This is a genomic window from Sphingobacterium sp. Mn56C (assembly GCF_049319645.1).
GTDB lineage: Bacteria > Bacteroidota > Bacteroidia > Sphingobacteriales > Sphingobacteriaceae > Sphingobacterium.
This window is the reverse complement of sequence record NZ_JBMOUC010000005.1, coordinates 102,184-126,686: the sequence shown is the minus strand read 5'-3', so window position 1 is coordinate 126,686 and position 24,503 is coordinate 102,184. Positions and strand designations below refer to the sequence as shown.

At 39.2% G+C, this 24,503-nt stretch carries 21 protein-coding genes and 1 tRNA gene; 11 read left to right on the top strand and 11 right to left on the bottom strand.

What is annotated here, in order from left to right; genetic code table 11:
• Positions 1-74 precede the first annotated feature (74 nt).
• Entirely contained in the window at positions 75-890 is an 816-nt protein-coding gene (locus tag ACL9RF_RS13380; RefSeq protein ID WP_422801136.1) for a 3-keto-disaccharide hydrolase, read from the top strand.
• Between the two features lie 63 nt (positions 891-953).
• Here ACL9RF_RS13380 and ACL9RF_RS13375 read toward each other — a convergent pair whose 3' ends face one another.
• Complete coding sequence (locus tag ACL9RF_RS13375) at positions 954-1,655, bottom strand: YjjG family noncanonical pyrimidine nucleotidase (RefSeq protein WP_422801135.1); 702 nt, start codon at positions 1,653-1,655, stop codon at positions 954-956.
• A 117-nt stretch (positions 1,656-1,772) separates the two neighbouring features.
• Between ACL9RF_RS13375 and ACL9RF_RS13370 the strand changes: the two genes are divergently transcribed.
• The 6 genes from ACL9RF_RS13370 (at position 1,773) to ACL9RF_RS13345 (ending at position 6,106) form a co-directional block, all read left to right on the top strand.
• Complete coding sequence (locus ACL9RF_RS13370; RefSeq protein WP_422801134.1) at positions 1,773-2,648, top strand: sensor histidine kinase; 876 nt, start codon at positions 1,773-1,775, stop codon at positions 2,646-2,648.
• Positions 2,638-3,360 carry a response regulator transcription factor gene (locus tag ACL9RF_RS13365; RefSeq protein WP_422801133.1) on the top strand — a complete coding sequence of 241 codons (723 nt, stop codon included), beginning with the start codon at positions 2,638-2,640 and terminating at the stop codon, positions 3,358-3,360. The genes ACL9RF_RS13370 and ACL9RF_RS13365 overlap by 11 nt, the downstream gene beginning before the upstream one ends.
• A gap of 2 nt (positions 3,361-3,362) precedes the next feature.
• Positions 3,363-3,878, top strand: coding sequence for a hypothetical protein (locus ACL9RF_RS13360; protein WP_422801132.1), 516 nt, complete (start codon positions 3,363-3,365; stop codon positions 3,876-3,878).
• A 6-nt stretch (positions 3,879-3,884) separates the two neighbouring features.
• Positions 3,885-4,919, top strand: coding sequence for a uroporphyrinogen decarboxylase (hemE, locus tag ACL9RF_RS13355; protein ID WP_422801131.1), 1,035 nt, complete (start codon positions 3,885-3,887; stop codon positions 4,917-4,919).
• Between the two features lie 124 nt (positions 4,920-5,043).
• The gene (locus tag ACL9RF_RS13350) at positions 5,044-5,595 is read left to right on the top strand and encodes a CopD family protein (RefSeq protein ID WP_422801130.1); all 552 of its coding nucleotides are present in this window, start codon (positions 5,044-5,046) and stop codon (positions 5,593-5,595) included.
• Positions 5,596-5,605: 10 nt separating this feature from the next.
• Complete coding sequence (locus ACL9RF_RS13345; protein WP_422801129.1) at positions 5,606-6,106, top strand: hypothetical protein; 501 nt, start codon at positions 5,606-5,608, stop codon at positions 6,104-6,106.
• A 435-nt stretch (positions 6,107-6,541) separates the two neighbouring features.
• Here the strand turns inward: ACL9RF_RS13345 and ACL9RF_RS13340 are convergent, their stop codons facing one another.
• The 4 genes from ACL9RF_RS13340 to ACL9RF_RS13325 all read right to left on the bottom strand — a co-directional run bounded on the left by ACL9RF_RS13340 (position 6,542) and on the right by ACL9RF_RS13325 (position 11,665).
• Positions 6,542-7,975, bottom strand: coding sequence for an NAD-dependent succinate-semialdehyde dehydrogenase (locus ACL9RF_RS13340; protein WP_422801128.1), 1,434 nt, complete (start codon positions 7,973-7,975; stop codon positions 6,542-6,544).
• Between the two features lie 491 nt (positions 7,976-8,466).
• Entirely contained in the window at positions 8,467-9,681 is a 1,215-nt protein-coding gene (locus ACL9RF_RS13335; protein WP_422801127.1) for a bifunctional 3,4-dihydroxy-2-butanone-4-phosphate synthase/GTP cyclohydrolase II, read from the bottom strand.
• Positions 9,682-9,753: 72 nt separating this feature from the next.
• Positions 9,754-11,220, bottom strand: coding sequence for an LptF/LptG family permease (locus ACL9RF_RS13330; RefSeq protein ID WP_422801126.1), 1,467 nt, complete (start codon positions 11,218-11,220; stop codon positions 9,754-9,756).
• Positions 11,221-11,287: 67 nt separating this feature from the next.
• Entirely contained in the window at positions 11,288-11,665 is a 378-nt protein-coding gene (locus ACL9RF_RS13325) for an START-like domain-containing protein (RefSeq protein WP_422801125.1), read from the bottom strand.
• A gap of 246 nt (positions 11,666-11,911) precedes the next feature.
• Here ACL9RF_RS13325 and ACL9RF_RS13320 point away from each other — a divergent pair.
• The 4 genes from ACL9RF_RS13320 (at position 11,912) to ACL9RF_RS13305 (ending at position 17,398) form a co-directional block, all read left to right on the top strand.
• Positions 11,912-11,985: transfer RNA gene (locus ACL9RF_RS13320), tRNA-Met, on the top strand.
• Between the two features lie 1,082 nt (positions 11,986-13,067).
• On the top strand, positions 13,068-13,697 hold the full coding sequence (locus tag ACL9RF_RS13315) for an outer membrane beta-barrel protein (RefSeq protein WP_422801124.1): 630 nt from the start codon (positions 13,068-13,070) through the stop codon (positions 13,695-13,697).
• A gap of 182 nt (positions 13,698-13,879) precedes the next feature.
• A complete protein-coding gene (locus ACL9RF_RS13310) occupies positions 13,880-16,252 on the top strand; it encodes a TonB-dependent receptor (RefSeq protein ID WP_422801123.1) in 2,373 nt (790 codons plus the stop codon).
• Between the two features lie 3 nt (positions 16,253-16,255).
• Complete coding sequence (locus tag ACL9RF_RS13305; RefSeq protein ID WP_422801122.1) at positions 16,256-17,398, top strand: PepSY-associated TM helix domain-containing protein; 1,143 nt, start codon at positions 16,256-16,258, stop codon at positions 17,396-17,398.
• 187 nt (positions 17,399-17,585) lie between these two features.
• On the opposite strand, the gene ACL9RF_RS13300 is transcribed toward ACL9RF_RS13305, so the two are convergent.
• The 6 genes from ACL9RF_RS13300 to rnr all read right to left on the bottom strand — a co-directional run bounded on the left by ACL9RF_RS13300 (position 17,586) and on the right by rnr (position 24,330).
• Positions 17,586-18,302 (bottom strand): 3-ketoacyl-ACP reductase, encoded by a 717-nt coding sequence (locus ACL9RF_RS13300; protein WP_422801121.1) that lies wholly within the window; start codon positions 18,300-18,302, stop codon positions 17,586-17,588.
• A 186-nt stretch (positions 18,303-18,488) separates the two neighbouring features.
• Positions 18,489-18,794: a 30S ribosomal protein S10 gene (rpsJ, locus tag ACL9RF_RS13295; protein WP_013667229.1), complete on the bottom strand. Its 306-nt coding sequence runs from the start codon at positions 18,792-18,794 to the stop codon at positions 18,489-18,491.
• Between the two features lie 78 nt (positions 18,795-18,872).
• Positions 18,873-20,996 carry an elongation factor G gene (gene fusA, locus ACL9RF_RS13290; protein WP_422801120.1) on the bottom strand — a complete coding sequence of 708 codons (2,124 nt, stop codon included), beginning with the start codon at positions 20,994-20,996 and terminating at the stop codon, positions 18,873-18,875.
• 128 nt (positions 20,997-21,124) lie between these two features.
• Positions 21,125-21,592 (bottom strand): 30S ribosomal protein S7, encoded by a 468-nt coding sequence (gene rpsG / locus ACL9RF_RS13285; protein ID WP_160367377.1) that lies wholly within the window; start codon positions 21,590-21,592, stop codon positions 21,125-21,127.
• 19 nt (positions 21,593-21,611) lie between these two features.
• Positions 21,612-22,025, bottom strand: coding sequence for a 30S ribosomal protein S12 (gene rpsL / locus ACL9RF_RS13280; RefSeq protein ID WP_002993550.1), 414 nt, complete (start codon positions 22,023-22,025; stop codon positions 21,612-21,614).
• 175 nt (positions 22,026-22,200) lie between these two features.
• A complete protein-coding gene (rnr, locus tag ACL9RF_RS13275; protein WP_422801119.1) occupies positions 22,201-24,330 on the bottom strand; it encodes a ribonuclease R in 2,130 nt (709 codons plus the stop codon).
• Between the last annotated feature and the right edge of the window lie 173 nt (positions 24,331-24,503).

Here is a 24,503-nt window from a genome sequence, read left to right as displayed (position 1 = left end):
GTTTAATGAATAGCCATATTTCGTTTTGGAATTGGCTTTTCTTTTTTAAATTTACTATCATTTGAATTAAAACCATGAAAAGAAAACTAGTAATTACATGTGTAATGGTGGGGATGTTTACCATAACATCAGCATTTGCACAGAAAAAAAACTCTTTTGAACAAGTGAAACCAAATTATGAGCTATTGGACCTTCCAAAGGTTGACCTAAAAGATTTTAAAAAAAATAAACAAGGCGCTTATATTTTGTTTGATGGAACTTCGTTAAAAGGATGGCGTGGATACGATAAGGAACACGTGCCTAACAAGTGGTCTATTGACAACGGTACCTTAAAATTCTCTAAAAACCCGGGGCTGGCAAACCCTGAAGGTGGCGATTTGATTTTTGCACATGATTTCAAAAACTTTGAATTAGCTTTCGAGTGGAAAATTTCGGAAGCAGGTAACTCGGGGGTATTCTTTTTAGCGAAGGAGATAAAAGGACAGCCTATCTATATTTCGAGTCCGGAGTATCAGTTATTGGACAACGATAACCATCCAGATGCTAAAAATGGCGTAGACGGCAACCGTAAATCGGCTTCTTTATACGATATGATTCCGGCAAAACCACAAAATGCGAAACCTGTGGGCGAATGGAATCAAGCGAAGATTGTTGTGAATAATGGGAAGGTACAGCATTTCCAGAATGGGGTTAAGGTAGTGGAATACACGTTATGGACGCCAGAATGGATCGCTTTATTAGACAAAAGTAAATTCAGTAAAGATAAATGGCCTTTGGCGTACGAGTTGCTATCCAACGTAGGGGGCACAACGAAGTCTGGTGTTATCGGTTTCCAAGATCATGGCGACGATATTTGGTTGAAAAACGTAACCGTTAAGGTGTTAAAATAATACATGTAGTAAGCGTATAAAAGCCGTAGATTAATACCTACGGCTTTTTGCTTTTTCTGGGTGCTAAAACCAGGATTTTAACTCTTTAAGGTCGACAATCATATGGGGCACATCGGTTGGTTTTTCTGCTCCAACGGCATTAAAGTAGATGGCTTCCATCCCCACGTTTTGTGCACCACGCACATCTGCGTCGATATTGTCGCCAATCATAATGGAATACGGCTTATCGGCTTTTCCATTTCTTAACGCATACTCGAATATGCGTGGATCGGGTTTGTTAACACCAAAATCTTCAGATATAACAACGGTACGGAAGTAATGACCGAGGTTGCTATTCTTTATCTTCTGCTCACAGGCTTCTTTAAAACTATTGGATATAAGGTGCAGGTTGTACCCTTTATATAGATAGTCTAATGTTTCTTTCGCATGGGGTAGCAAGTTGGTTTTCGTCGGACAGGTGCTGAGGTATTGTTCCTCAAAATCCTTCGGGAAAAGCGCGGGATCTACGCCGAGTTCAATAAAGGTATTATCGAAACGTAATTTACGTAACGTGGTTTTATCTATTTTGCCATGGTGGTATAGCTCCCATACTTTACGATTATTTACCGTATAGGTGGCTATAAAGTTATCGGCTGTGGCATGGCCAAATAGCTGCTGAAAGTTATAATGCGCATATAATTCGTGCAATGTTTCTTCTGCATTTTTATCAAAATCCCAAATGGTATGGTCGAGGTCGAAGAAAATATCTTTTTTGTGGGTAAACATATGCAAATATAGGTGCTCTTGGTAATAATAAAAACGTTGATTTTCGTATTAGTGTCATAATATAGAACCTATTTTATTATAATAAGGTATTTAAGTACTTTTGTGGAAACGTAGCAGATGAGAAGAGCAATATTTTGGTTTTACCTTTTAGCAATGTATGCCTTATGCCAATTGATTGGTTGGGGTTATATGTTTGTTAAACACGTACCCGATAGAAAGGGAATGATAATTGGAGAGGGGCTGATCTTTCTGGCCATTTTTACTTTAGCTGTTATCAAACTTAAAAAACATCTGGGCCGTGAGCGTTATTACCATCAGCAGCAGCAAAATTTTCTGCTGGCTGTAACGCACGAATTAAAATCTCCACTGGCATCGGTGAAATTATACCTACAAACAATTTTGAAAAGGGATTTGGATCGCGAGCAGCAAAAAATGTTCTTAAGCAATTCTCTTAAGGATATTGAGCGTTTAGATTACCTGGTAGAGAATGTGCTGTTGGCGACAAAGTTGGAGAATCGGAGCTTTATTCTTCCGAAGGAAGATTTTGACCTCTCCGAGCTTGTTCATGATATTTTAGACCGCTTGCAAAAAAATGCCTGTAAAACGGAAATCCTAAAACCTAATATTGAAGAAAATATTACCTTACACGCCGATAAGTTTGCGATTACAAATGTGGTAACTAACTTGGTGGAAAATGCGATTAAATATTCACCGCCATGTGCCAATGTTGAGGTTTCCCTGTATAAAAAGGATGAATCGTTGGTTTTTACTGTGGCCGATCATGGTGCCGGCATTCCGGATGAGGAGAAACGATTGATCTTCAATAAATTTTATCGTGTAGGAAATGAGTCTACCCGTAAAACCAAAGGTACTGGTTTGGGGTTATACATAGTGAAATCTGTTTTACAAAAACATGATGCTTCTATTAAGGTGATGGATAATGCACCTTCAGGAAGTATCTTTGAAGTAACTTTTGAAAATTATGCAAACTAAGCAAAGAATATTATTAGTCGAAGACGAGGAGCATTTGTTAGAGGCTATCAAGTTAAACCTTGAATTGGAAGGATACCGCGTTACCACAGCGACGGACGGTAAAAAAGCCTTGAAAATTTTTAAAGAGGAGCGTTTTAATTTGGTTGTTCTGGATGTTATGATTCCGGAAATCGATGGCTTTCAGGTCGCTGAAACAATACGTTTACAGAATACCGAAGTGCCTATTATGTTTCTTACTGCAAAAAATAGTAGTGAAGATCGTATCACAGGTCTTAAAAAAGGTGCCGACGATTACTTGGTGAAGCCTTTTAATTTGGAAGAGCTTATTTTAAGGGTGGGTAATCTTATTCGCCGTGGTATGAAAGGTGAAGATCTTAAAGAGCTTAATTCTTATACTATTGGCGATAAAACCATTTATTTTAATTCTTATGAATTGCATTTGGCCGATGGTACGATTACTTCTTTAACGAAAAAAGAAACGATGTTGCTGAAGTTGTTAATCGAGCGTCGTAATGAGGCTGTTTCGCGTGAGCAGATCTTGGAAACGGTGTGGAATTATGACGTATACCCATCGACACGTACTATCGACAATTTTATCCTTACTTTCCGTAAGTATTTCGAACCTGATCAAAAGCACCCTATCTATTTTCACTCGATCCGTGGTGTGGGGTATAAATTTACAGATAGTCCGGAAGGGCATACCGAAGATTAAGCATGAATACAAGATTCCGCTTAATTTGTATTGCCTTGGCAGCTATCGCTTTAGCGTATGCTGTGGTATCGGGGTATTATAATGTTTGTATTTATTTGTTGGGTATTATTGGTTACATGGTATGGAGCCAGTATCGAGAAGGGACCGTATTTTTAGCTACGCAGGCCTTTCATAGGCAAGATTACGAAAAAACAAAACGCCTTTTAAGCGACATTAAAAATCCGGATTACCTTCGTAAAGGGAGAAGGAATTTTTATGAGTTTATGTTAGGAAACATTGCCTTAAAAGAAGGGAATATCGATGAGGCTGAAATGCACTTTCAGCTTGCCTCTCGTTTGCCTTGGCGCAAGGATGTGGAAAAAGGAATGGTTTTGATTAATCTGGCTAATATTAACCTACGTAAAAAACAGTACAATAGGGTACAGGCTTATATTGACCTGGCTTTAAAACTTAAACTTACCCAAAGGCAGGTAGATATTATTGAAAAAATTAAAAACGACGTAAATACATATAAATAAGATATAGTGAGTACAACTTTACAAAACGATTTGTTTATTAGAGCTGCTTTAGGACAGCAAACCGAGAGACCCCCAGTATGGATGATGCGTCAAGCTGGACGTTTTATGCCGGAATATTGGGAAATTAAAAATAAGTATTCTTTCTTGGAGATGTGCAAAACTCCTGAAATTGCCGCCGATGTTACGATGTTGCCGGTTGATTTGTTGGATATTGATGCCGCCATTTTATTCTCCGATATTTTGGTTACAGCAGAGGCTATGGGGGGAGATCTTTCCTTCGAGCAGGGGGTAGGTCCACGATTTGCTAATCCGGTACGTTCTATGGCTGCTGCAGATCAGTTGGCAACAGATTGTTTGGATAAGTTGCAGTATGTTGCGGATGCTATCCGCGTTATTCAGCAGCGCTTAAATGGTCGTATTCCTTTGATTGGTTTTGCAGGTGCGCCCTTCACCATATTAAGTTATTTAGTGGAAGGTGCTTCTTCTAAAGATTTTAAACTTACGAAGTTGATGTTGAATAATGAACCTGCATTGGCTCATAAAATTCTGCAAAAAATCGCGGATGTAACGGTAGATTATTTGAATATGCAAATCGATGCTGGAGTAAATGCTATTCAGTTATTTGATAGCTGGGCTTTAGCGCTTTCATGGAACGACTACAAAGAATTTTCGCACCAGTATAATACGTATATCCTTTCTAAAATAAAACGTACCGTTCCGGTTATTTCTTTCTGTAAAGGTTCTTCTGTTTTTGCGCCAATTATGGCTGAAGCAAATCCTGATGTTGTTTCGGTAGACTGGAATGCTGATTTAAAAAATATTAAACAGGCTTTACCTTCAGGTATGGCGGTGCAGGGTAACCTGGATCCATTTGTATTATATGCCGATAAAAAAGTAATAGAGACTAAAATACTTCAGCTTTTTGAGCGTATGCGCGGTGAAAACGGATTTATCTTTAATTTAGGGCATGGCATTATGCCAGATATCCCTTTTGATAACGTAAAACATGCTATTGATGTAGTTAAAGGTTTCCGTTATTAACATTTATGTAGGAATACGTAAAACGTAGATTTTATAAAGGAGGAGGAGTAATCACCATTTGGCGTTACTTTTCCTCCTAATTTTTTATCTTTACATTTTTATTTTTACCTTATAATTTTGCCTTATGTTATATCTTTATGCCAAGGCGGTTCATATTATTTTTGTTATCTGTTGGATGGTGGGTTTATTCTATATGCCCCGATTATATATTTACCATACAGAGGCGAAAGACAAAGGCAAAGATGCGTATGCTATATTACACCAACAGTTTACGCTGATGGAGAATCGGTTGTGGTGGGTAATCACTACGCCAGCCATGTATATGGCTATACTGTCGGCCATGTTGATGCTTTATGTTAATCCAGGCTTGCTTTCTATGGGCTGGATGCATATTAAATTGCTTTTTGTTGCTGGTATGGTATTTTATCATTTCCGTACGCAGCGACTGATGTATAAATTCAGGGATCAAACCTCGACGTTAACTTCCGGGCGCTTACGCATGTGGAATGAGGTCGCAACGCTGTTCATGTTTGCCATTGTTTTTGCTGTGGTTTTGAAGTCTGCGTTAAACCTTGTATATGGATTAGTGGGTTTAATCGGTCTGGCTATAGTTTTAATGTTTTTAATAAAGTTATATAAGAATTACCGACGTCGTAAAGGCGAAAAAGTGGATTAATTAAAACGCTATGATAAAAAAATTACTTGCCTTATTTTATGGCTTAATGGGTATGCAGCTGCTGTATGCCCAAGAGCATAAATGGGCCTTTGGATTTTATGCTGATGTACAATTTGAAAAGGATGTCACGCCCGCAAGTTTTGGTGTACAAGGAAAGTATGATATCGGCAGACACTCGGCTTTTCAGGCGCAGGTGCATGGTCGTTCGACTTTCGTCTCTGTAGGGGGCGATTATTTATTTGCTATTTTGGATCAAAAACAAAACAATTTTAACGTCTTTTTAGGAGCTGGTGTAGCCCAGGATTTTTTTAACCATGGCACCTTTAAAGATGGAGATCGGGTTAAAGATAGAGCGAGCTATTTTATAGGAAATGGTCAGATAGGTTTGAGTTATTCTTTTCAACCGATTCCTTTATCTGTCTATGCCGGCTACAAGCTAAAATATAATTTCGATCAAGATAAAGTGAATCCTAATTTTATGATGTTCGGTTTGCGGTACCATCTTTGGTAAAGAACATTCTCCGTATAGGGGCAGGGTTCATCGTTATAATAGGTTTGGTTTATCTTTCATACGTTACTGTTGGCCGCGCAATGGGCGTATCGGGTGTACGCAATAAACTTAAATAATGCCATAGCCTTATGCTGCGCCCAAACAAATTTATCATGGAGTTAATTCGGCAAGGTTATATCCCAACAATAGGCGAGGGTTCTTGTATTGTAGCTGGTTTATGTCGGTTATTCAGTGTGCTCGTTCCTGCCAAATTTCGCTAGATATGGCGCATAGATTCCTGGGAATACTCTACAGCTGACAGGTGTTGCCCCTTTTTATTCTGAAATGTAGCATGCTCAATAAGGCAGGCCTAGCGTGTTATAGCATAGGCCCCAAGTTTTATTCGTTTAATAATCTTAATCCTTTCAAGGCTTGGGGCTATGCAACTACCCGAGTTTAAAACTTACCGTAGCAGAGGTATTTAATTTCCAGGTATTCATCTAAGCCATACTTTGAACCTTCGCGACCGATTCCAGATTGCTTTACGCCACCAAACGGCGCCGAAGCATTGGATATTAATCCCGTGTTTATGCCTACCATACCGGCCTCTAAGGCCGCTGCGACACGCTGGCAGCGGTGTATATTTTCGCTGTAAAAATACGCTGCTAGTCCATACGGGGTATTATTGGCTAAGGCGATAACTTCATCTTCTGTTTCGAACTTAAATAAGGCACATAAAGGACCAAAGGTTTCTTCCGATGCAACCAAGCTGTCTGCAGCTACGTTTATTAGTACCGTAGGTTCAAAAAAGTTGCCTTGGATGGTATTTCCTCCACAGGCTAGCGTAGCACCTTTAGATAGCGCATCCGCAACATGCTGCTTTACTTTTTCAAGTCCTTTTTTGTTAATTAACGGACCTACTTGTACAGCCTCTTCAAAACCATCACCAACCTTAAGTTTTCCAACCGCTTCAGCAAGTTGGGTAGCAAATTTGTCGTACACCTTTTCCTGAACAAAAAACCTATTTATAGAAACGCAAGTCTGGCCGGCATTTCTAAACTTTCCGGCTACAGCACCGGCTACTGCCTGTTCGATGTCTGCATCGTCAAAGACTATAAATGGAGCATTGCCACCTAATTCTAAGGAAATACGTTTTAGGGTAGAGGCAGCCTGTTCCATTAAAGTCTGACCTACGGCAGTAGATCCGGTAAACGTAATCTTACGTACCAATGGATTTGTCGCTAATTCTTTACCTATACCTTTGCTATCTGTCGAGGACAGTACAGAAAAAACACCCTTCGGAATGCCCGCCTGCTGTGCTAGCTCGGCCAGTGCAATGGCGGTAAATGGCGTTTGTGATGCCGGTTTTAACACCACAGTACATCCTGCAACCAAGGCCGGGGCTAGTTTACGGGTTAACATAGCCAACGGGAAATTCCACGGTGTAATGGCCGCAACAACGCCTACACTCTGTTTAATAGTGCTCAACTGTGCATTGCCCTGTAGCGAAGGTATAGTTTCTCCGTACATACGTTTTCCTTCTTCAGCAAACCACTCGATAAAAGAGTTGCCGTACGATACCTCGCCCAAAGATTCCGCCAGAGGTTTGCCACTTTCCAATGTCATAATCTCTGCAATATAATTTTTATGCTGTTCGACCAGTTCCGAGAGCTTACGTACAATTTTAATACGTTCGCCAAGGGCAACATTTCGCCAACTTTCCCAAGCCTTATTTGCGGCCTCAATAGCGGCAGTACAATCGTCGACAGTAAGATCGGGTAATGTTCCTAAAACCTTTTCTGTCGATGGATTTATTACCTCAAATGTTTTAGCCGAAGTAATATAGGCCCCATCAATAAACGCTTTTTGTATAAATAATGGATTTGACATAATTTTTCTATTTTAAAATGCTATTGTGAATTACTTGATGTTAATAAATGTATTATATATCCTACGGTTCTTTTTAACAATGTTATTAACATTTTTGTTTTTTTAAGGTTAAAAACTTCATCCGTATAATCTTATTGTCGCTTATAATCATGCGTTTAACACGAGTGTTAATAACGCCACTCTTATCAACAAGGTTATGCACATTTTGTTAGGAATGTAGCTTTGTTGAGTAGGTGTTGAAATTAAAATGTGGATAAACATAATGTTATCAACATGGTTATTAACAATAGTCCGGCATTCTACAGTCCAGCATATGATTTTTTTTGCTAAAGGCCTGCAGGAGCGGTACAGCCAGGATATAAACAACAGTAAATTGTGGATAAGGTATGGAATGTGGAATAATTCCTCCTGTGCTGACTTCCGTTATATAGCAACGCTACCTATAAAGTAAAAGAGCTGTCTTCTTGGTAGGGAGGACAGCTCTTGTATTTTTATGTGTTTTTTAATATGGTATGACCCATACGATCTCGCTTAGTTTTCAAATAACTCTCATTAAAGGGGTTGGGGTCAATTTCTATAGCAACATTTTCTACAACCTCCAAACCATAACCCACCAATCCGGCACGCTTTGTTGGGTTATTAGACATTAAGCGCATTTTACTTACGCCTAAATGACGTAGAATCTGTGCGCCTACACCATAATCGCGCAAGTCTGCCTTAAATCCTAATTCAAGGTTGGCGTCTACCGTATCTACACCTTGTTCCTGTAATTTATAGGCCAATAACTTATTTACCAAACCTATACCGCGGCCTTCTTGGTTCATGTATACGATAACACCTTTGCCTTCTTCCTGAATCATCTGCATGGCTTTATGTAGTTGAGGGCCACAGTCGCAGCGGCAGGAGCCAAAGATATCTCCAGTCATGCAGGAGCTATGTACCCTTACTAAAACGGGTTCATCAGGGCTCCAATCGCCTTTATAAATCGCTAAGTGTTGCTCGCCCGTATTTTTTTGTGTGAAAGCACGCATTTTAAAATCACCAAAAGCAGTTGGCATATTAACGGTAACTTCATCCTTAATTAAGCTATCATGTTTAAGGCGGTACTCAATAAGATCCTCAATACTAATTATTTTAAGATCAAATCTTTTTGCTACCTCCATTAAATCCGGTAACCTTGCCATCTCACCATCCTCGTTTAAAATCTCGACCAATACACCGGCAGGTTCAAAACCAGCTAAGCGCGCAATGTCAACTGTAGCTTCGGTATGTCCTGTTCGGCGTAGGACGCCACCATCCATTGCGATTAATGGGAAAATATGTCCCGGACGACCGAGTTCCTCGGGTTTAATATTAGGGTCGATTAATGCTTTTATAGTTTTAGAACGGTCGGACGCTGAAATACCAGTCGTACAACCATATCCCTGTAAGTCTACGGATACCGTGAAGTTAGTTTCATACACCGCTGTGTTCTTGCCTACCATAGGCGTTAAATTTAGGGCTAAACAACGCTCTTCGGTAAGCGGAGCACAGACTAAACCTCTGCCATGGGTAGCCATAAAGTTGATTACTTCTGGTGTAGCATTACGGGCAGCAGTAACGAAGTCTCCTTCGTTTTCACGGTCTTCATCATCTACAACAATGATAACTTTTCCCGCTTTAATATCTTCAATAGCTTCTTCTATTGTATTTAATTTGATATCCATGGATACGTTAAATTTTCTAAGTACAAAAGTATAGTTGTTTTTTTAATCTTTTCTAATACTGGCGTCATAAAGTTAGGATGACACTTTTTTTCGCTGCAGTTTTAGCTTCTCCTTGACCCAGTTCAATGCATACTGTGCTTTAATTTTGTACTGATCTAAGTCAAAAAGTGCCGAGTCGGTGGTCGATTTATACGTTAAAAATGCCGCTAATGGTGTTAATACAATAATCGCCATCCACATTCCCCAAAATGGGGTGATAGCACCTTCTCGAGCCGACTTCTCGGCTACGGTGGAGATAATATGGTAAATAAGGAAGAATATAATCGACATAACAACGGGCGCTCCAAGCCCTCCTTTACGGATAATCGCCCCCAAGGGTGCCCCTATAGCAAACAACAAAAGACAGGATACTGCTAATGTAAATTTGCGGTGGTATTCAATATCATAACGGATATCTTTTTCCACCATTGCCTGGTATTCTGCAGAGCGGTTAAAAGTTCCATCTTTAAATTGCTGTACCTGGCTCATTGCTGCATTAACAATTTGCCGACGGTCATGCACGGGTACATAATCCATAATAGTTGCAGAGGGTACTATTTTAGCGTTGCCAACATTACCTTCGTTATAATAATTGGACGTAAACAGGACTCCATGCTTAAATTCTTTACTCGTAATAAGGTTTATGCTGTCCAGTTCTATTTTGTTGGAGTCGGATTTTAATTTCAGCTGTTTAAGATTTAACATCTGATGGTGCGACTTAAACATATTTTCATCTGTTTTATTCATCGCAAAGGAGCTCATATCGAATTTCTGTTCGGTCTCTTCGAAATAAAAACGGGTAAACTGCTGCCGTGGGTCATAGTTGTTCGAGTTGGAGGACCTGGCATCCTCATAACGTACGCCGTCAATCAGTTTTAAAATCATATACTGCTGATCGCGGGAGAAGTACATATACCCTTCTTTTGCCAGCAGTACATTGCTGCCTGCATTGCCGTTATTGTCGTTGTTGTATATCGTTAGATCATAGAGTGTTGTACCGTCTTTACTTTTACTCTTGGCACGGATGGAGTAATTGGGTATGGTATTGTTAAAAATTCCGGGCTTAATTAAAAAGTCCGCTTTTTTCTTCCGTACATCATAAAGCAGCGACCCCATTTTAAGATTCACCACCGGCAAAATATAGTCTGAAAAGAAGAAAGAGCCGCTGGCGAATAAACCCACTAATACAAATAATGGCGTCATTGCTTTCCTCAACGATACACCCGCAGCTTTGATGGCTACCAACTCATAACTTTCACCTAAATTTCCAAAGGTCATTATCGAGGATAATAACATGGATAGCGGTAAGGCCATGCTCAATTGAACGGCACATTGGTAGCTTATAAGCTCCAAAATAACATACCATTCGAATCCCTTCCCAATTAAATCGTCAATGTATTTAAATAAAAAAAGCATTAAAAGCACAAACATCACTATACAAAAAGTAACGATGAATGGTCTTATAAATGCTTGTAATATTAATGCGTGTACCTTCTTCATATAAAACATGCCTGATCGCTAAACCGTATATTTAGCCGACTTTTATTAGGGACAAAGATAGGTAAATTTATGCGCCAATTACACTCTGTAAATAGCTAATCGAATTGTCCCAGATTTTTTTTCGGTCTTCGACATTTTCATCTTTAACATATTCTGTAATGGATAAAGCAACATCATTCGTCAGCTCATCTTGGATGATTTCTATCTCAAAGAAATGGGGCTCATCATCAATCCATTTAAACCGTACACTTTTATTTTCTTTGGATAGCGCTAGCTTAGCTTTATGCGATTCATTATCCCAAATAAATTCATAGATGCCATCATGATACATTACTTCATCAGCAAACCACTGGGAAAGCTCGTTGGGCTCTATAAGGTAAGGATATAAAATTCGTGGCGACGAATTAATAATGTATTCTAAGTGTATTTTGGTTCTCTCCGACATAGGGTAATTATCTAAATTAAGTTTCTTTTTGTTTTTATTGTCGACGTATGTAATAATACACTTTTTTGTTTTAAAAGTATAATATGAAAACAAAAAAAATATTAATGAATAATTTAATGACTATGCTATTTGTTTCATTTATAGTTTATTGGCCTTTAAACGCGGTTTTTTGGCTCTTTTTTTTTAGAAATTATAGAAAAAAAACTTTGAAAGTAATTTCTTATTCCTATATTTGCATACCGAAACGGCGGGGTAGCTCAGATGGTTAGAGCGCAGGATTCATAACCCTGAGGTCGGCAGTTCGATCCTGCTCCCCGCTACATACAAAGCCGATAGAAATATCGGCTTTTTTTATGCCTAATTAAATGGTTGATAGCCAATACTATCTTTACATGTTGCGCCTTATGCTATGCGCCATTCCCAAAATCTTTCCGTTGATCTAAACATTGGTTTTTTTGAAAATACAGGTTAGAAGGTCTATAAAAAGGTGCTAGGTTAGCGTAACGTTTCGTTAGTTCCAGTTAGTTTTAGCAAATTAACTAGTTGCTACCGGGCAAACTTTTAAGGTGTCAAATTATGCACCTGGCTAGAGGACACTGTTCTGTGGTCATTACCTTTACAAGAGTCAGGCAAGTAGTGTTTGCGTTTTGCTCTGCATAGCTGCATAATTATTTTTCACATTTGAAAGTTTATCCAAACCTGCAGCCTTTTATTAGGTAAACAATAGCGCTAAAATATGCCGCAATCTTCTAAAGCATATTGTTACTACCGTTTTTGTGGTCCTGTTGCATGTAATAAAAAATCATTGCCGTTAGGGATTTTGAGATAAGACGGACTTTAACTTTTTTAACTAAAACGCCCATTCCCGAATTTCTTCTCCATCTTATCAGCAGGCAAGTGATTATAAACAGTTAGAATAAATAGTTAGAGGCTACTGTTAGGTATTGTTTCTTGCAGTCGTATGCATTTTGTAGTAGATCTGACGTTATACATTTTTTAAATAACGAGACCATTGACCAGCTGTTTTCAATTTTAAAATCAAAATTTTTAAGTGGTCTTGGCCAACCTTAACAACAGCGTTTATAAAGTTTAAAAACTTTATGAATAAAAAAATCAAAAATTAGGAGCATTGAAAAAATAATTTCATTAAAAACTTTTAAAAAATTAACCTTTTAAATTAAAAAGTCAGTAAGTAAAAAGGTCAAAAACACGCTTTAATGCTATAAAAACCTAGTTTTTATAATGGTTTTTGCAAAAATAAACCCAGGTTTTACCGTAAAATACTGATTAGTAGATTGTTTTGATTTTCGTCGTGTTGTTATGACAATTAAAAGACTTTTAGCTGTTTTTTGAATAATTAAAAACTCTACATTTGTTGACATTAAATAAATATTAAAAGAATATGAAAAAATTATTACTTACATTAACTGCTGTTGCTGGTTTAACTGCAGCTTCACAAGCACAAGAGTTTGGTTTTGGAAAAGGCAATGTTATCGTAGAAGGTAATTTAGGTCTTAGCACAACGAACAACAAAGAATCAAAAACTAAACAGACTGACTTCAAATTCACTCCAAAAGTAGGTTACTTCTTAACTGATAAAGTTGCTGTGGGTATTAACTTGCATGCAAACACTGCAAACACAAAAAATACAGCTACATCTGTTGAGCAAAAAACTAACAAAAATGAATTAGGAGCTGGTGTATTCGGACGTTACTATTTCTTAGAATTAGGTAGCCGTTTTAAAGCTTATGGTGAATTAAATGCAGATTATACTTCATTGAAATCTGACGTTACAACAGGTGGTAACAAAGTTAAAAGTCCAAAAGTTAACAACATCGGTGTTAACGCTGGTATCGGTGCAAACTACTTCTTAACAGAAAAAATCGCTGTTAACTTTGCTTTCGCTAATGTAGTTGGTTTCAACTCATCTAAAGCTTCTGGCTCGAAAGCTACAACTAACTTTGGTGCAAACATCAACCAATACAACAACTTCTTTGATGCTGCAACATTTGGATTAACTTTCAAATTCTAAGCTTTAATTAAAGTTTTTCATTTATAGAAAAGGGCTGTCTACGTGTAGATAGCCCTTTTTTGTACAAGATTAGTTGTTATTGCAAAAATAAGTCTTAAAAATGTTTAGAATGAGTATAAATAACGGGCATTATATAATATATTTGTGCTGTTTATATTAATTCAATCTCAATAAAGACTTTTATGTCTGCGAATAAAGCGTATTTTAATTGGGTATGCCGGCCTGTACAGCAACCACAAAAAGTATATCTTTTCTTTCTCCTATTAATTTGTTCCCCTATAGGGTATGCACAAACCGTTGTTTTTCATATCCAAAATAGTGCAAAAGAACCTGTAGCGGAGGCTCAGGTATTGATAAATCAAAATAAAAAGGCTTACACAAATGCAGCAGGGCTGGTTGACGTAGATGTAACAGGATATAATCGTATTTATGTGGATGTGCTGGCGGATGGTTATAAATTATTTAATGCCTATTATCCGAAAGTAAAATTCAGGGATAGGGATACCATCCTTATAACCTTAAAACCAGCGGAGCTTGCCGAATTAAGCGAGGTTGTTGTAACCGCCGGACGTAAGATCGAGAGTATGAATACCATCCCATCATCGATCAGTGTTTTAAACCAAAAGGAGATACAGGCACAGATGGAAATTACAACGAATCTATCTGCTATTTTAGGAAATACCATACCGGGTTTAGGGACTGCAACAGGAAAAGCCAATAATGCTGGGCAGACTTTACGTGGTCGTCAGGCTTTGGTACTGGTCGATGGTATTCCGCAAACGACCCCCTTAATGAACAGTAGTCGTGATATCCGCAGTATAGATCCTGCCGCGATTGAACGTATCGAAGTTATAAAAGGAGCGACCTCAATCTATGGAAATGGCTCGGGTGGTGGTATTATAAATTACATAACTAAAATGTATAATGGCCCTCGGAAAGTTACCGGAAATACTTCCCTCGGTACCTCCTTCAACCCGATTCATGGCGATGAGACCTTGGGGTATCGTGTGTCGCAAACTTTCTCTGGCCGACTTAAACAGGTTACCTATACGGTTGGGGGTGCTATAGATTATACAGGGCTGCAGCGGGATGCGAAGGGTCTTGCTCTTGGGCAAACGGATGGTCTTTCGAATACTTATCAGAATAATGCCTTCGTTAAAGCCAACTGGAATATTAATGATAAACAGCATTTAAGTGTTTTTTATAACTTTTATGGTAGTACACAGCATGCCAAATATATCAGTAAGTTGGGGCGCTATGGTGAAACACCAACGGTGGGTGTTGTAGGAAAAGATCCTGGCGAACCTGCTGGAACACCCTATAACCATAATGCGATGCTAAAATATTCGCGTACGGGTTTATATTTAAATTCTACCCTGGATGTTACAGCTTATCTTACAGCTTTTAGGTCTATGAATAGGTATATCGAAAACGGTACTGCTTGGTATGGACCGGGGCAAACCAAGATTAATTCGAATAAAAAGGGGGTTCGCTTAGATTTAAATACACCCTTTCAGTTAAAACGTTTTAATGGTGAACTGTCTTATGGCTTGGATATTTTGAATGATATTACCAACCAGGATTTAACCGATGGTAGGGTGTATATTCCAAATATGAACATGGTGAATATTGCGCCTTTTGCACAGCTTAAATTAGATGTTTTGCAGAATCTTATTTTTAAAGGCGGTGTTCGCTTTGAAAATGCTACTGTACATGTTAAAGATTATAGAACCATCAGTATCGGGCCAAATGATGAGGGATCGGTGGCCGTAAAAGGCGGTAAAGTTCCCTATAATGCCGTTATGTTCAACGCCGGCTTGCGCTATAATCGGTGGAATATATTTAGTCCGTTTTTAAGTTACTCTCAGGGTTTTGCTATTAATGAACTCGGGCGTATTTTACGCCGTGCGGACATGGATAATATACAGAAGTTAGAAACCGACCCTATTATTACGAATAACTATGAAGTTGGTTTTTCATCTCATTATTCTATTTTTAACTTCTCTGCAGCATATTACCTGAGTACGTCAAACCTTGGTGTAAACCTGGTGGATAAGAATGGTTTTCTGTTTCCACAACGGGAACCTGAGGATGTGTGGGGATATGAGCTAGCGCTGGATGTTAAATTAAGTAAGCAGTTAACCTTAGGAGGAAATTACGCTTTCGTTGAGGGGAAGGCTAAATTTGATGACGGATCGAAAGTGTACCTCAATGGATCACGTATTGCACCGCCAAAAGCGACAGCATTCTTAGCCTACCAACCTACCGATAAATGGAACCTGCAGCTATTTTGGGTGCATACCGGTGGAAGAAATCGCTTTGAGCGGGCTGTAAATGGTAGGTACAAAAATAGTGAAGGCCCCGTAAAGAAGGTCGATGTTTTTAATTTCTCCGGCAGTTATGCAATTACCAAACAGCTCCGTCTGAGTGCAGGTATTGAGAATCTGTTTAATACAACTTATTATCCTGTGGTGAGCCAGTACCGTGCTTTGGAAGCCGAGTATTTTCGTGCTCCAGGGATAATGACTAACCTAAATATCCATTATACGTTTTAAGTGATGAAGGCATTGATGTTTTGGCTGCATAAATGGTTGGGGCTATTTTCAGGAATTGTGGTGTTCATAATCTGCTTAACAGGCGCTGTTTATGTTTTTTATGATGATATAAAGCTTGTCGTTTATGCCGATAGATACTACCTGACAGAAAGCCCTTCAACAAGTAGCGAAGCGATGGCGCTGAGTGTACTGGCGGCACATGCACAGGCTGTACTGCCTAAAGGTGAAAAGGTCTCTCGGGTGGATGTTTACCCCGCTCGTAATAGAACATGGGTGTTTAGGGCATCGAAAACAGACGATAGCAAAATTGGGTATTGGCAGTATAATGTATACCATAAAAGGGTTTATATAAACCCGTATTCCGGAAAGGTACAGTTTGTAGAAAACAGTAAAAATGAGTTTTTCCAAATTTTACTAGCCTTGCACAGGAATTTATTATTGGGTAAGAAAATTGGTCACCTGGTTATTGGTGTTACGATGGCAATTTTTATAACGCTATGTATTTCAGGTTTGTTGTTGTGGTTTCCGAAAAAGTGGAAACGTAAGCAACTAAAAAAGGGCCTGGTATTGGACCTTAAGGTAAAGTGGAAACGCTTTAACTATGACTTGCATAAAGTTTTGGGCTTTTACTTTTTATGGTTTGGGTTAATGTTTGCTATAACGGGATTGGTTTTTACTTTTCCAGGCTTCAAAAAAAGTTATGTTAGCTTTTTTAATACCCTAGGAAGTCCCTTTGAAACTGTAGCTGCCGAAAAGCTCCTGCCGAACATACCGGAGCATTTCCCAGATGTATTGGACAATGCCTTATATTTTACGTTGCAGCAGCATCCGGCTGCGGATATGATGTCTATACGGTTGAAGAATAAGGATAATGCCGGCCAAGATATACAGGTTCGCCTGCAGAAGAATAAAAGTAGCGTCTTTAATTGGTATTATTTCGATAAAACCGACGGACAGCTTATCAGGCTGGAGTCCTCGGATATGCAAACTTTAGGCGCAAGAATGGGGAGCTTAAATTATGATCTGCATGTTGGTGGAGTAGGGGGGCTGCCTACGAAAATACTTTATTTTTTCGTGGCTTTAATAGGAGCCTCTTTACCGATAACTGGCTTTATCCTGTGGCGAAATAAGTCTAAGAAACGTTAAGGTGGTCACATATTACTCCCGGACGGATAACTTCGAAATGCAGCAGCCTTTTGTGTGCGTTTATGGAGCTATTTTCTTCGGATTTGTGGCGTTGTTACCCAAGTCTTTGCTAAAGAAGGTTTAGGTCTAAGTCTAAGACTAAGTCTGTAGCGATCTAAACCTAAACCTAAACCTACTAAGGTTACCATTAAGGATTTGTCGACCATAAGGAAGCAGATTTCAACATCGCTCTTCTAGGTAATTTCAAATTGGCGACAATAAGCTCGGCAAAATCTTCCGGCTGTAATACCTTTTCCGGATCACCATCGGTAAGATTAAGGTCCCTCGACATGTCCGAAGCGATGGTACTTGGCATTAACGTACACACCCGAATATTATGCTTACGAACTTCACGCATTAAAGAATCCGAGAATCCAATTACAGCATGCTTCGATGCACTATATGCCGACCCTGTAGCGCTACCATTTAATCCTGCCGTAGACGATATATTGATAATATCACCTTGATTTTTTTCGATTAGCTGTGGTAATAAGGTTTTAGTAACGTAATAGGTGCCAAAAACATTAACATTAATAATCGCTGTCCATGTATCAGGATCCATTTCCAAAACGGAGCCAAATGCCGCAATTCCTGCATTGTTGATAACAATGTCAAATACACCAAATGTCGTATTTAATGTAGCAACAGCATCCTGTACCTCTGCCAAGTTGGCCACATCGAAAACTGCGTATGTTGCCGCTACACCCAATGCCTTTAACTCGGCTACCGTATCCTGCAGCAGGGCTTCATTGCGTCCTGTGATAGCAACATTTACCCCCTCCTTGGCTAGCGCCAGCGCCGCAGCCTTACCTAAGCCTCTACCACCCCCGGTGATTAATGCATATTTTCCTTGTAAATTTTCCATATTCGAAGGTCGTAAAATATTTTGTTATTGTGAAAAGAAGGGAAAGATGAAAATGAGGCATACCTTACGATAAATACCTGCTGCCGCTACCCGATATCGCAAAACGTTCGATCTAGAAGGAGGGGCAACGAAAAAAAAAAGCCCACTCTTTCGAGTAGGCTTTTCTGTTTTTTCAAAAGAAATCTATCACACTTTGATTTCAACTTCAACACCTGAAGGCAATTCTAACTTCATCAAAGCATCAACAGTTTTTGAGTTTGAAGAGTAGATATCCAAAAGTCTTTTGTAAGAACATAATTGGAACTGCTCACGTGCTTTTTTGTTAACGTGTGGTGAACGTAAAACGGTATAGATTTTTTTCTCAGTAGGCAATGGAATAGGACCACTAACAACTGCACCTGTAGGTTTTACTGTTTTTACGATTTTCTCAGCTGATTTATCAACTAAATTGTAATCGTAAGATTTCAATTTGATTCTGATTCTTTGGCTCATTTTGTTTTGTTTTAAAAATGACCGTCGGTTAGAGCTATTCGCAACCGACAGTCGGTTTATTGTTAAAAATCCTGAAGATTAGTCTTCGATAGATTTGATTTTACCTTTAGATTTTGAAATTACGTCTTCTTGAACGTTACGTGGAGCTTCTGCATAGTGATCAAACTCCATAGTAGAAGTAGCACGACCAGAAGTAATCGTACGTAATTGCGTTACGTAACCAAACATTTCTGAAAGCGGAACGTGTGCTTTGATAACTTGTGCACCATTACGTGTGTCAAGACCTTGCATCTGACCACGACGACGGTTTAAGTCACCCATTACATCACCCATATTTTCTTCTGGAGTTAATACCTCAACCTTCATGATAGGCTCCATTAATACTGGAGAACATTTAGGCAATGCCGAACGGTAAGCCATTTTAGCAGCCAACTCGAAAGACAATGAATCTGAATCGACAGCGTGGAATGAACCATCAATCAAACGTACTTTCATACCCGAAAGTGGGTAACCAGCCAATACACCATTGTTCAATGATGCTTCGAAACCTTTTTGTACCGAAGGAATGTATTCTTTTGGAATAGCACCACCCACAATTTCGTTTACAAACTGAAGCGCTGATTTAGAAGTATCGTAATCTTCGTCGATAGGAGAAACAACAACTTTGATATCCGCGAATTTACCACGACCACCGGATTGTTTTTTGTATACTTCACGGTGTTCTGTGCTACCATTGATAGACTCTTTGTACGCTACTTGAGGAGCACCTTGGTTTACCTCAACTTTAAATTCACGTCTTAAACGGTCGATCAAGATATCTAAGTGAAGCTCACCCATACCAGAGATTACAGTTTGACCTGTATCTTCGTCCGTTTTTACAACGAATGTTGGATCCTCTTCTGCCAATTTGCTTAATCCGATACCTAATTTATCAACGTCAGCTTGAGTTTTAGGCTCGATAGCTAAACCGATAACTGGCTCAGGGAATGTCATCGATTCCAATACAATAGGGTTTTTCTCATCACAAAGGGTATCACCCGTTTTGATGTCTTTGAAACCTACTACTGCACCGATATCACCGGCACCGATTCTTTCAATAGGGTTTTGTTTGTTCGCGTGCATCTGGAAGATACGAGAGATACGCTCTTTATTTCCTGAACGAGTGTTCAATACATAAGAACCAGCCTCTAATACACCTGAATAAGCACGTACGAAACATAAACGACCTACAAATGGATCCGTAGCGATTTTGAAACCTAAAGCTGCAAATGGCTCAGACTCTGAAGGCTTACGAGAGATCTCTTCACCTGTGTTAGGGTTCGTACCTTTTACTGCGTCGATATCCAATGGTGATGGCAATAATTCCATTACCAAGTCAAGCATAGTTTGTACCCCTTTATTTTTGAAAGAAGAACCACATACCATAGGAACGATAGCGTTATCTAAAACAGCTTTACGTAAAGCGTCTAAGATTTCACGTTCTGTCAATGAGTTAGGATCTTCGAAGAATTTCTCCATCAAAGATTCATCATAAGAAGCTACAGCTTCTAATAATTTCTCACGGTATTCAGCAACCTCATCCAACATATCCTCAGGAATTGGAACTTCGGTAAAAGTCATCCCTTTATCCGCTTCATTCCAAACCATACCACGGTTGTTGATCAAATCCACTACCCCTTCGAAACCATCTTCAGCACCAATAGGTAATTGAAGAGCTACCGCTTCAGAACCTAACATTTCTTTAACTTGTTTAACAACTTTCAAGAAATCAGCACCTGAACGGTCCATTTTGTTTACGAAACCAATACGTGGAACCTTGTATCCATCCGCTAAACGCCAGTTTGTCTCCGACTGAGGCTCAACACCATCAACCGCAGAAAACAAGAATACTAAACCATCTAATACACGTAATGAACGGTTTACCTCTACGGTAAAGTCCACGTGACCAGGGGTATCAATAACGTTAACTTGGTATTTTTTGTTACGGTAATTCCAGAATACTGTAACCGCAGCAGAAGTAATCGTGATACCACGCTCTTGCTCTTGCGCCATCCAGTCTGTAGTAGCCGAACCTTCGTGCGTTTCTCCTAACTTGTGGTTTACACCAGAGTAGAATAAGATACGCTCTGTCGTCGTAGTTTTACCCGCATCGATGTGAGCAGCGATACCGATATTTCTTACTAATTTTAAATCTTTTGCCATATTAATATTTGCAGTTTGCCTTAAGGCTTGTTGTTTTTGCAGTGTTTAAAATAAATACACCGACCCTGATAATACGATGCGCACTATCTAAAGTCGGTGTAATCATATTTGAATTCTTACGTTCAAAACTAGAATCTGAAGTGTGAGAACGCTTTGTTAGCTTCCGCCATTTTATGCGTGTCTTCTTTCTTCTTAACAGCAGCACCTTCACCTTTAGACGCTGAAATAATTTCACCTGCTAATTTCTCGAACATAGTTTTTTCACCACGTTTACGAGCATAAGAGATTAACCATTTCATCCCTAAAGCAATTTTACGCTCTGGACGAACCTCCATAGGAACTTGGAAGTTAGCACCACCAACACGACGAGATTTAACCTCTACAGCTGGCATAACGTTGTTTAAAGCTTTTTTCCAAGTCTCTAAACCGTTTTCTTGCGTTTTTTGTTCTACTAATTCTACTGCATCGTAAAAAATAGAGTACGCGATAGATTTTTTACCGTCGAACATCATGTTATTTACGAAACGTGTTACCTGAACGTCATTAAACTTCGGATCAGGTAGAATGATTCTCTTTTTTGGTTTTGATTTTCTCATTTCTCTTTCCTCCGTTTAATTATTTCTTTTTACCTTTTGCTGGAGCTGCAGCTGCTTGTCCTGGTTTAGGACGCTTAGTTCCATATTTCGAACGACGTTGGTTACGACCAGCTACACCAGAAGTATCCAAAGCACCACGAATGATGTGGTAACGAACACCTGGTAAGTCTTTTACACGACCACCACGGATTAACACGATAGAGTGCTCTTGTAAGTTGTGACCTTCACCAGGGATGTAGGCATTCACCTCTTTACCGTTTGTTAAACGTACACGAGCTACTTTACGCATTGCTGAGTTTGGTTTTTTAGGGGTAGTAGTATATACACGTGTACATACACCTCTTCGCTGTGGACATGAGTCCAACGCTGGTGATTTACTCTTATCAACCAGAGCTACTCTACCTTTTCTAACTAATTGTTGAATAGTAGGCATTTACCTGTTTTTGATTATTTAATTTGTAAAAATTAATTTTAAAGTCTGCAAAGATATAAAGAATATTCCATTCCTTAAATAGTTGTTAGTAAATTGTTTTGTTAAATTTTTGTGAACAGGATAGATACCCCCTATTCAGGTTACCTAAAAGCTATCGCTAAGGATAGCTTTTACGTTAACTTAACAAAGTAAAGTCAATTTGTCTTTTTTCCAGATCCACTTTTTTAACGCGTATCTGCACCTGGTCGCCCAGTTGATACACCTTTTTCTTACGCTGTCCGATAATAGCAAAGTTTTTCTCGTCCAGGGTATAAAAATCATCCGTAATATCACGCAAGCGCACCATGCCCTCACATTTATTTTCCTCGATTTCTACATACATACCCCATTCGGTGACGCCCGATACCAAACCCGTATATTCCACTCCGATTTGTTCCTGTAAAAATTCGGCCTGTTTATATTTTATGGAAGCACGTTCCGCCTCTGCGGCTTTTTTTTCCATCAAGGAAGAATGTTCAGACATTTTCTCATAGTGCTCCACATTAATTTTATGACCACCATCCAGGTAAAACTGTAAAAGTCGATGCACCATAACATCAGGGTAACGGCGTATTGGCGATGTGAAATGCGTGTAATAATCGAAGGCCAAACCATAGTGTGAAGTATGTTTTGTGGTGTAAATGGCCTTCGCCATAGAGCGTACAGCCAAAGAAGTTAGTAAATTCTGTTCTTTACTGCCCTCAATTTTCGTCATTAAGCTGTTTAAAGACTTTGCCGTTTCCTTATCCGATTTAATGCTCATTTTGTGACCAAAGCGCGCAGCAAATTGGGAGAAGTTGGTTAAAGCATCCGGCTTTGGTGTGTCGTGGAAGCGGTATACAAAACCAAGTTTATTTTTCCCTCTACCTTGTTTACCGACAAACTCAGCGACTTTACGGTTAGCCAGAAGCATAAAATCTTCGATTAATTTATGTGCATCCTTACGTATTTTAGTATACACACCAAGCGGTTTACCATTTTCATCCAAATGGAATTTTACCTCTTCCGACTCGAAGCTGATTGCACCATTTTTAAATTTTCGTTCCCGAAGGATATAAGCAAGTTCGTTAAGCTTTAATATCGCCTCTACACAATCGCCAGTCTTTGTTTCAATAACCTCCTGCGCTTCCTCGTAGGAGAATCTTCTATCCGAGTGAATGACCGTTCTACCAAACCACTGATCGACGACCATAGCCTTTTCATCCAACTCAAAAACAGCCGAAAAAGAAAGTTTATCTTCATGAGGTCGTAAGGAACACAAGTTGTTCGACAAGCGTTCAGGCAGCATAGGGATAACCCGATCTACCAGGTACACAGATGTTGCACGTTCGAACGCCTCTTTATCCAAAGCACTGTCGGGCAGTACATAGTGCGACACATCAGCGATGTGAACCCCAACTTCATAATTCCCATTTTCAAGTACCTGAAAGGATATCGCATCGTCAAAGTCTTTGGCATCAGCAGGGTCGATGGTAAACGTTAAAATATGCCTAAAATCCCTTCTTTTACTTATCTCATCACTTGTGATCGTATCCGGAATAGCATTTGCCGCATCCTCCACCTCCTTTGGAAACGATAAAGGGAAGCCAAAGTCGGCCAAGATAGCATTCATCTCCGTATTGTTGTCGCCCTTATCACCAAGCACCGCCTTTACCGTTCCGATTGGGTTTTTCGCCCCTTTCGGCCATTCAGTGATGCTAACCAAAGCCTTTTGTCCGTTTTTAGCGCCATTTAAATGATCCAGCGGTATAAAAATATCATGGAGCATCTTTCTATCGTCGGGCACAAAAAAGGCATAACTTGTCGATATATCTATGGTACCTGTAAAATCTGTTTTCGCGCGTTGCAAGATTTCAATAACCTCCCCCTCACGCTTACGTCCTTTTTTACGGTCGTAGATATGTACTTTTACCATATCGCCATGCAACGCCTGGCGTAATTTACGCGGCGCGACATAAATATCATTTTCCAGCTCATCTTCTGGAACAATATAGGCAGAACCATCTGCAGTCATATCCACCTTTCCGGTTATATAAACCTCCAGCTGTTTAAGTTTAAATTTGCCTCTTTCTGGTTGTAAAAATAAACCACTTTTGGACGCTTCGTTTAAAATATCTGCTACTGCAATCTTCGATTCTGTATCCTGAATATTTAGCTTTGCTGCTACTTGTTTATAGTTTAAAAGTTGGTTGCCCGATTTTTCGAATATTTCTGTAATTAATCGAGTTAAGACCTCTTTGTATGGGTTTTCTTTTTTTGTTCTCATGTATTGTTATATTACCCTATTTTAAATACAACAAAGCATGGCTTACGTACGGCAAAGCGGGTAACATACAGCCAACAAAGCCATGTGGTATTGTAATAATATAACTAAGGTACAAAAATGATGCTACAATTTTGAGGGCGAGCTAAAATAGGTTTCTAGCAGCCTGGCCGCTA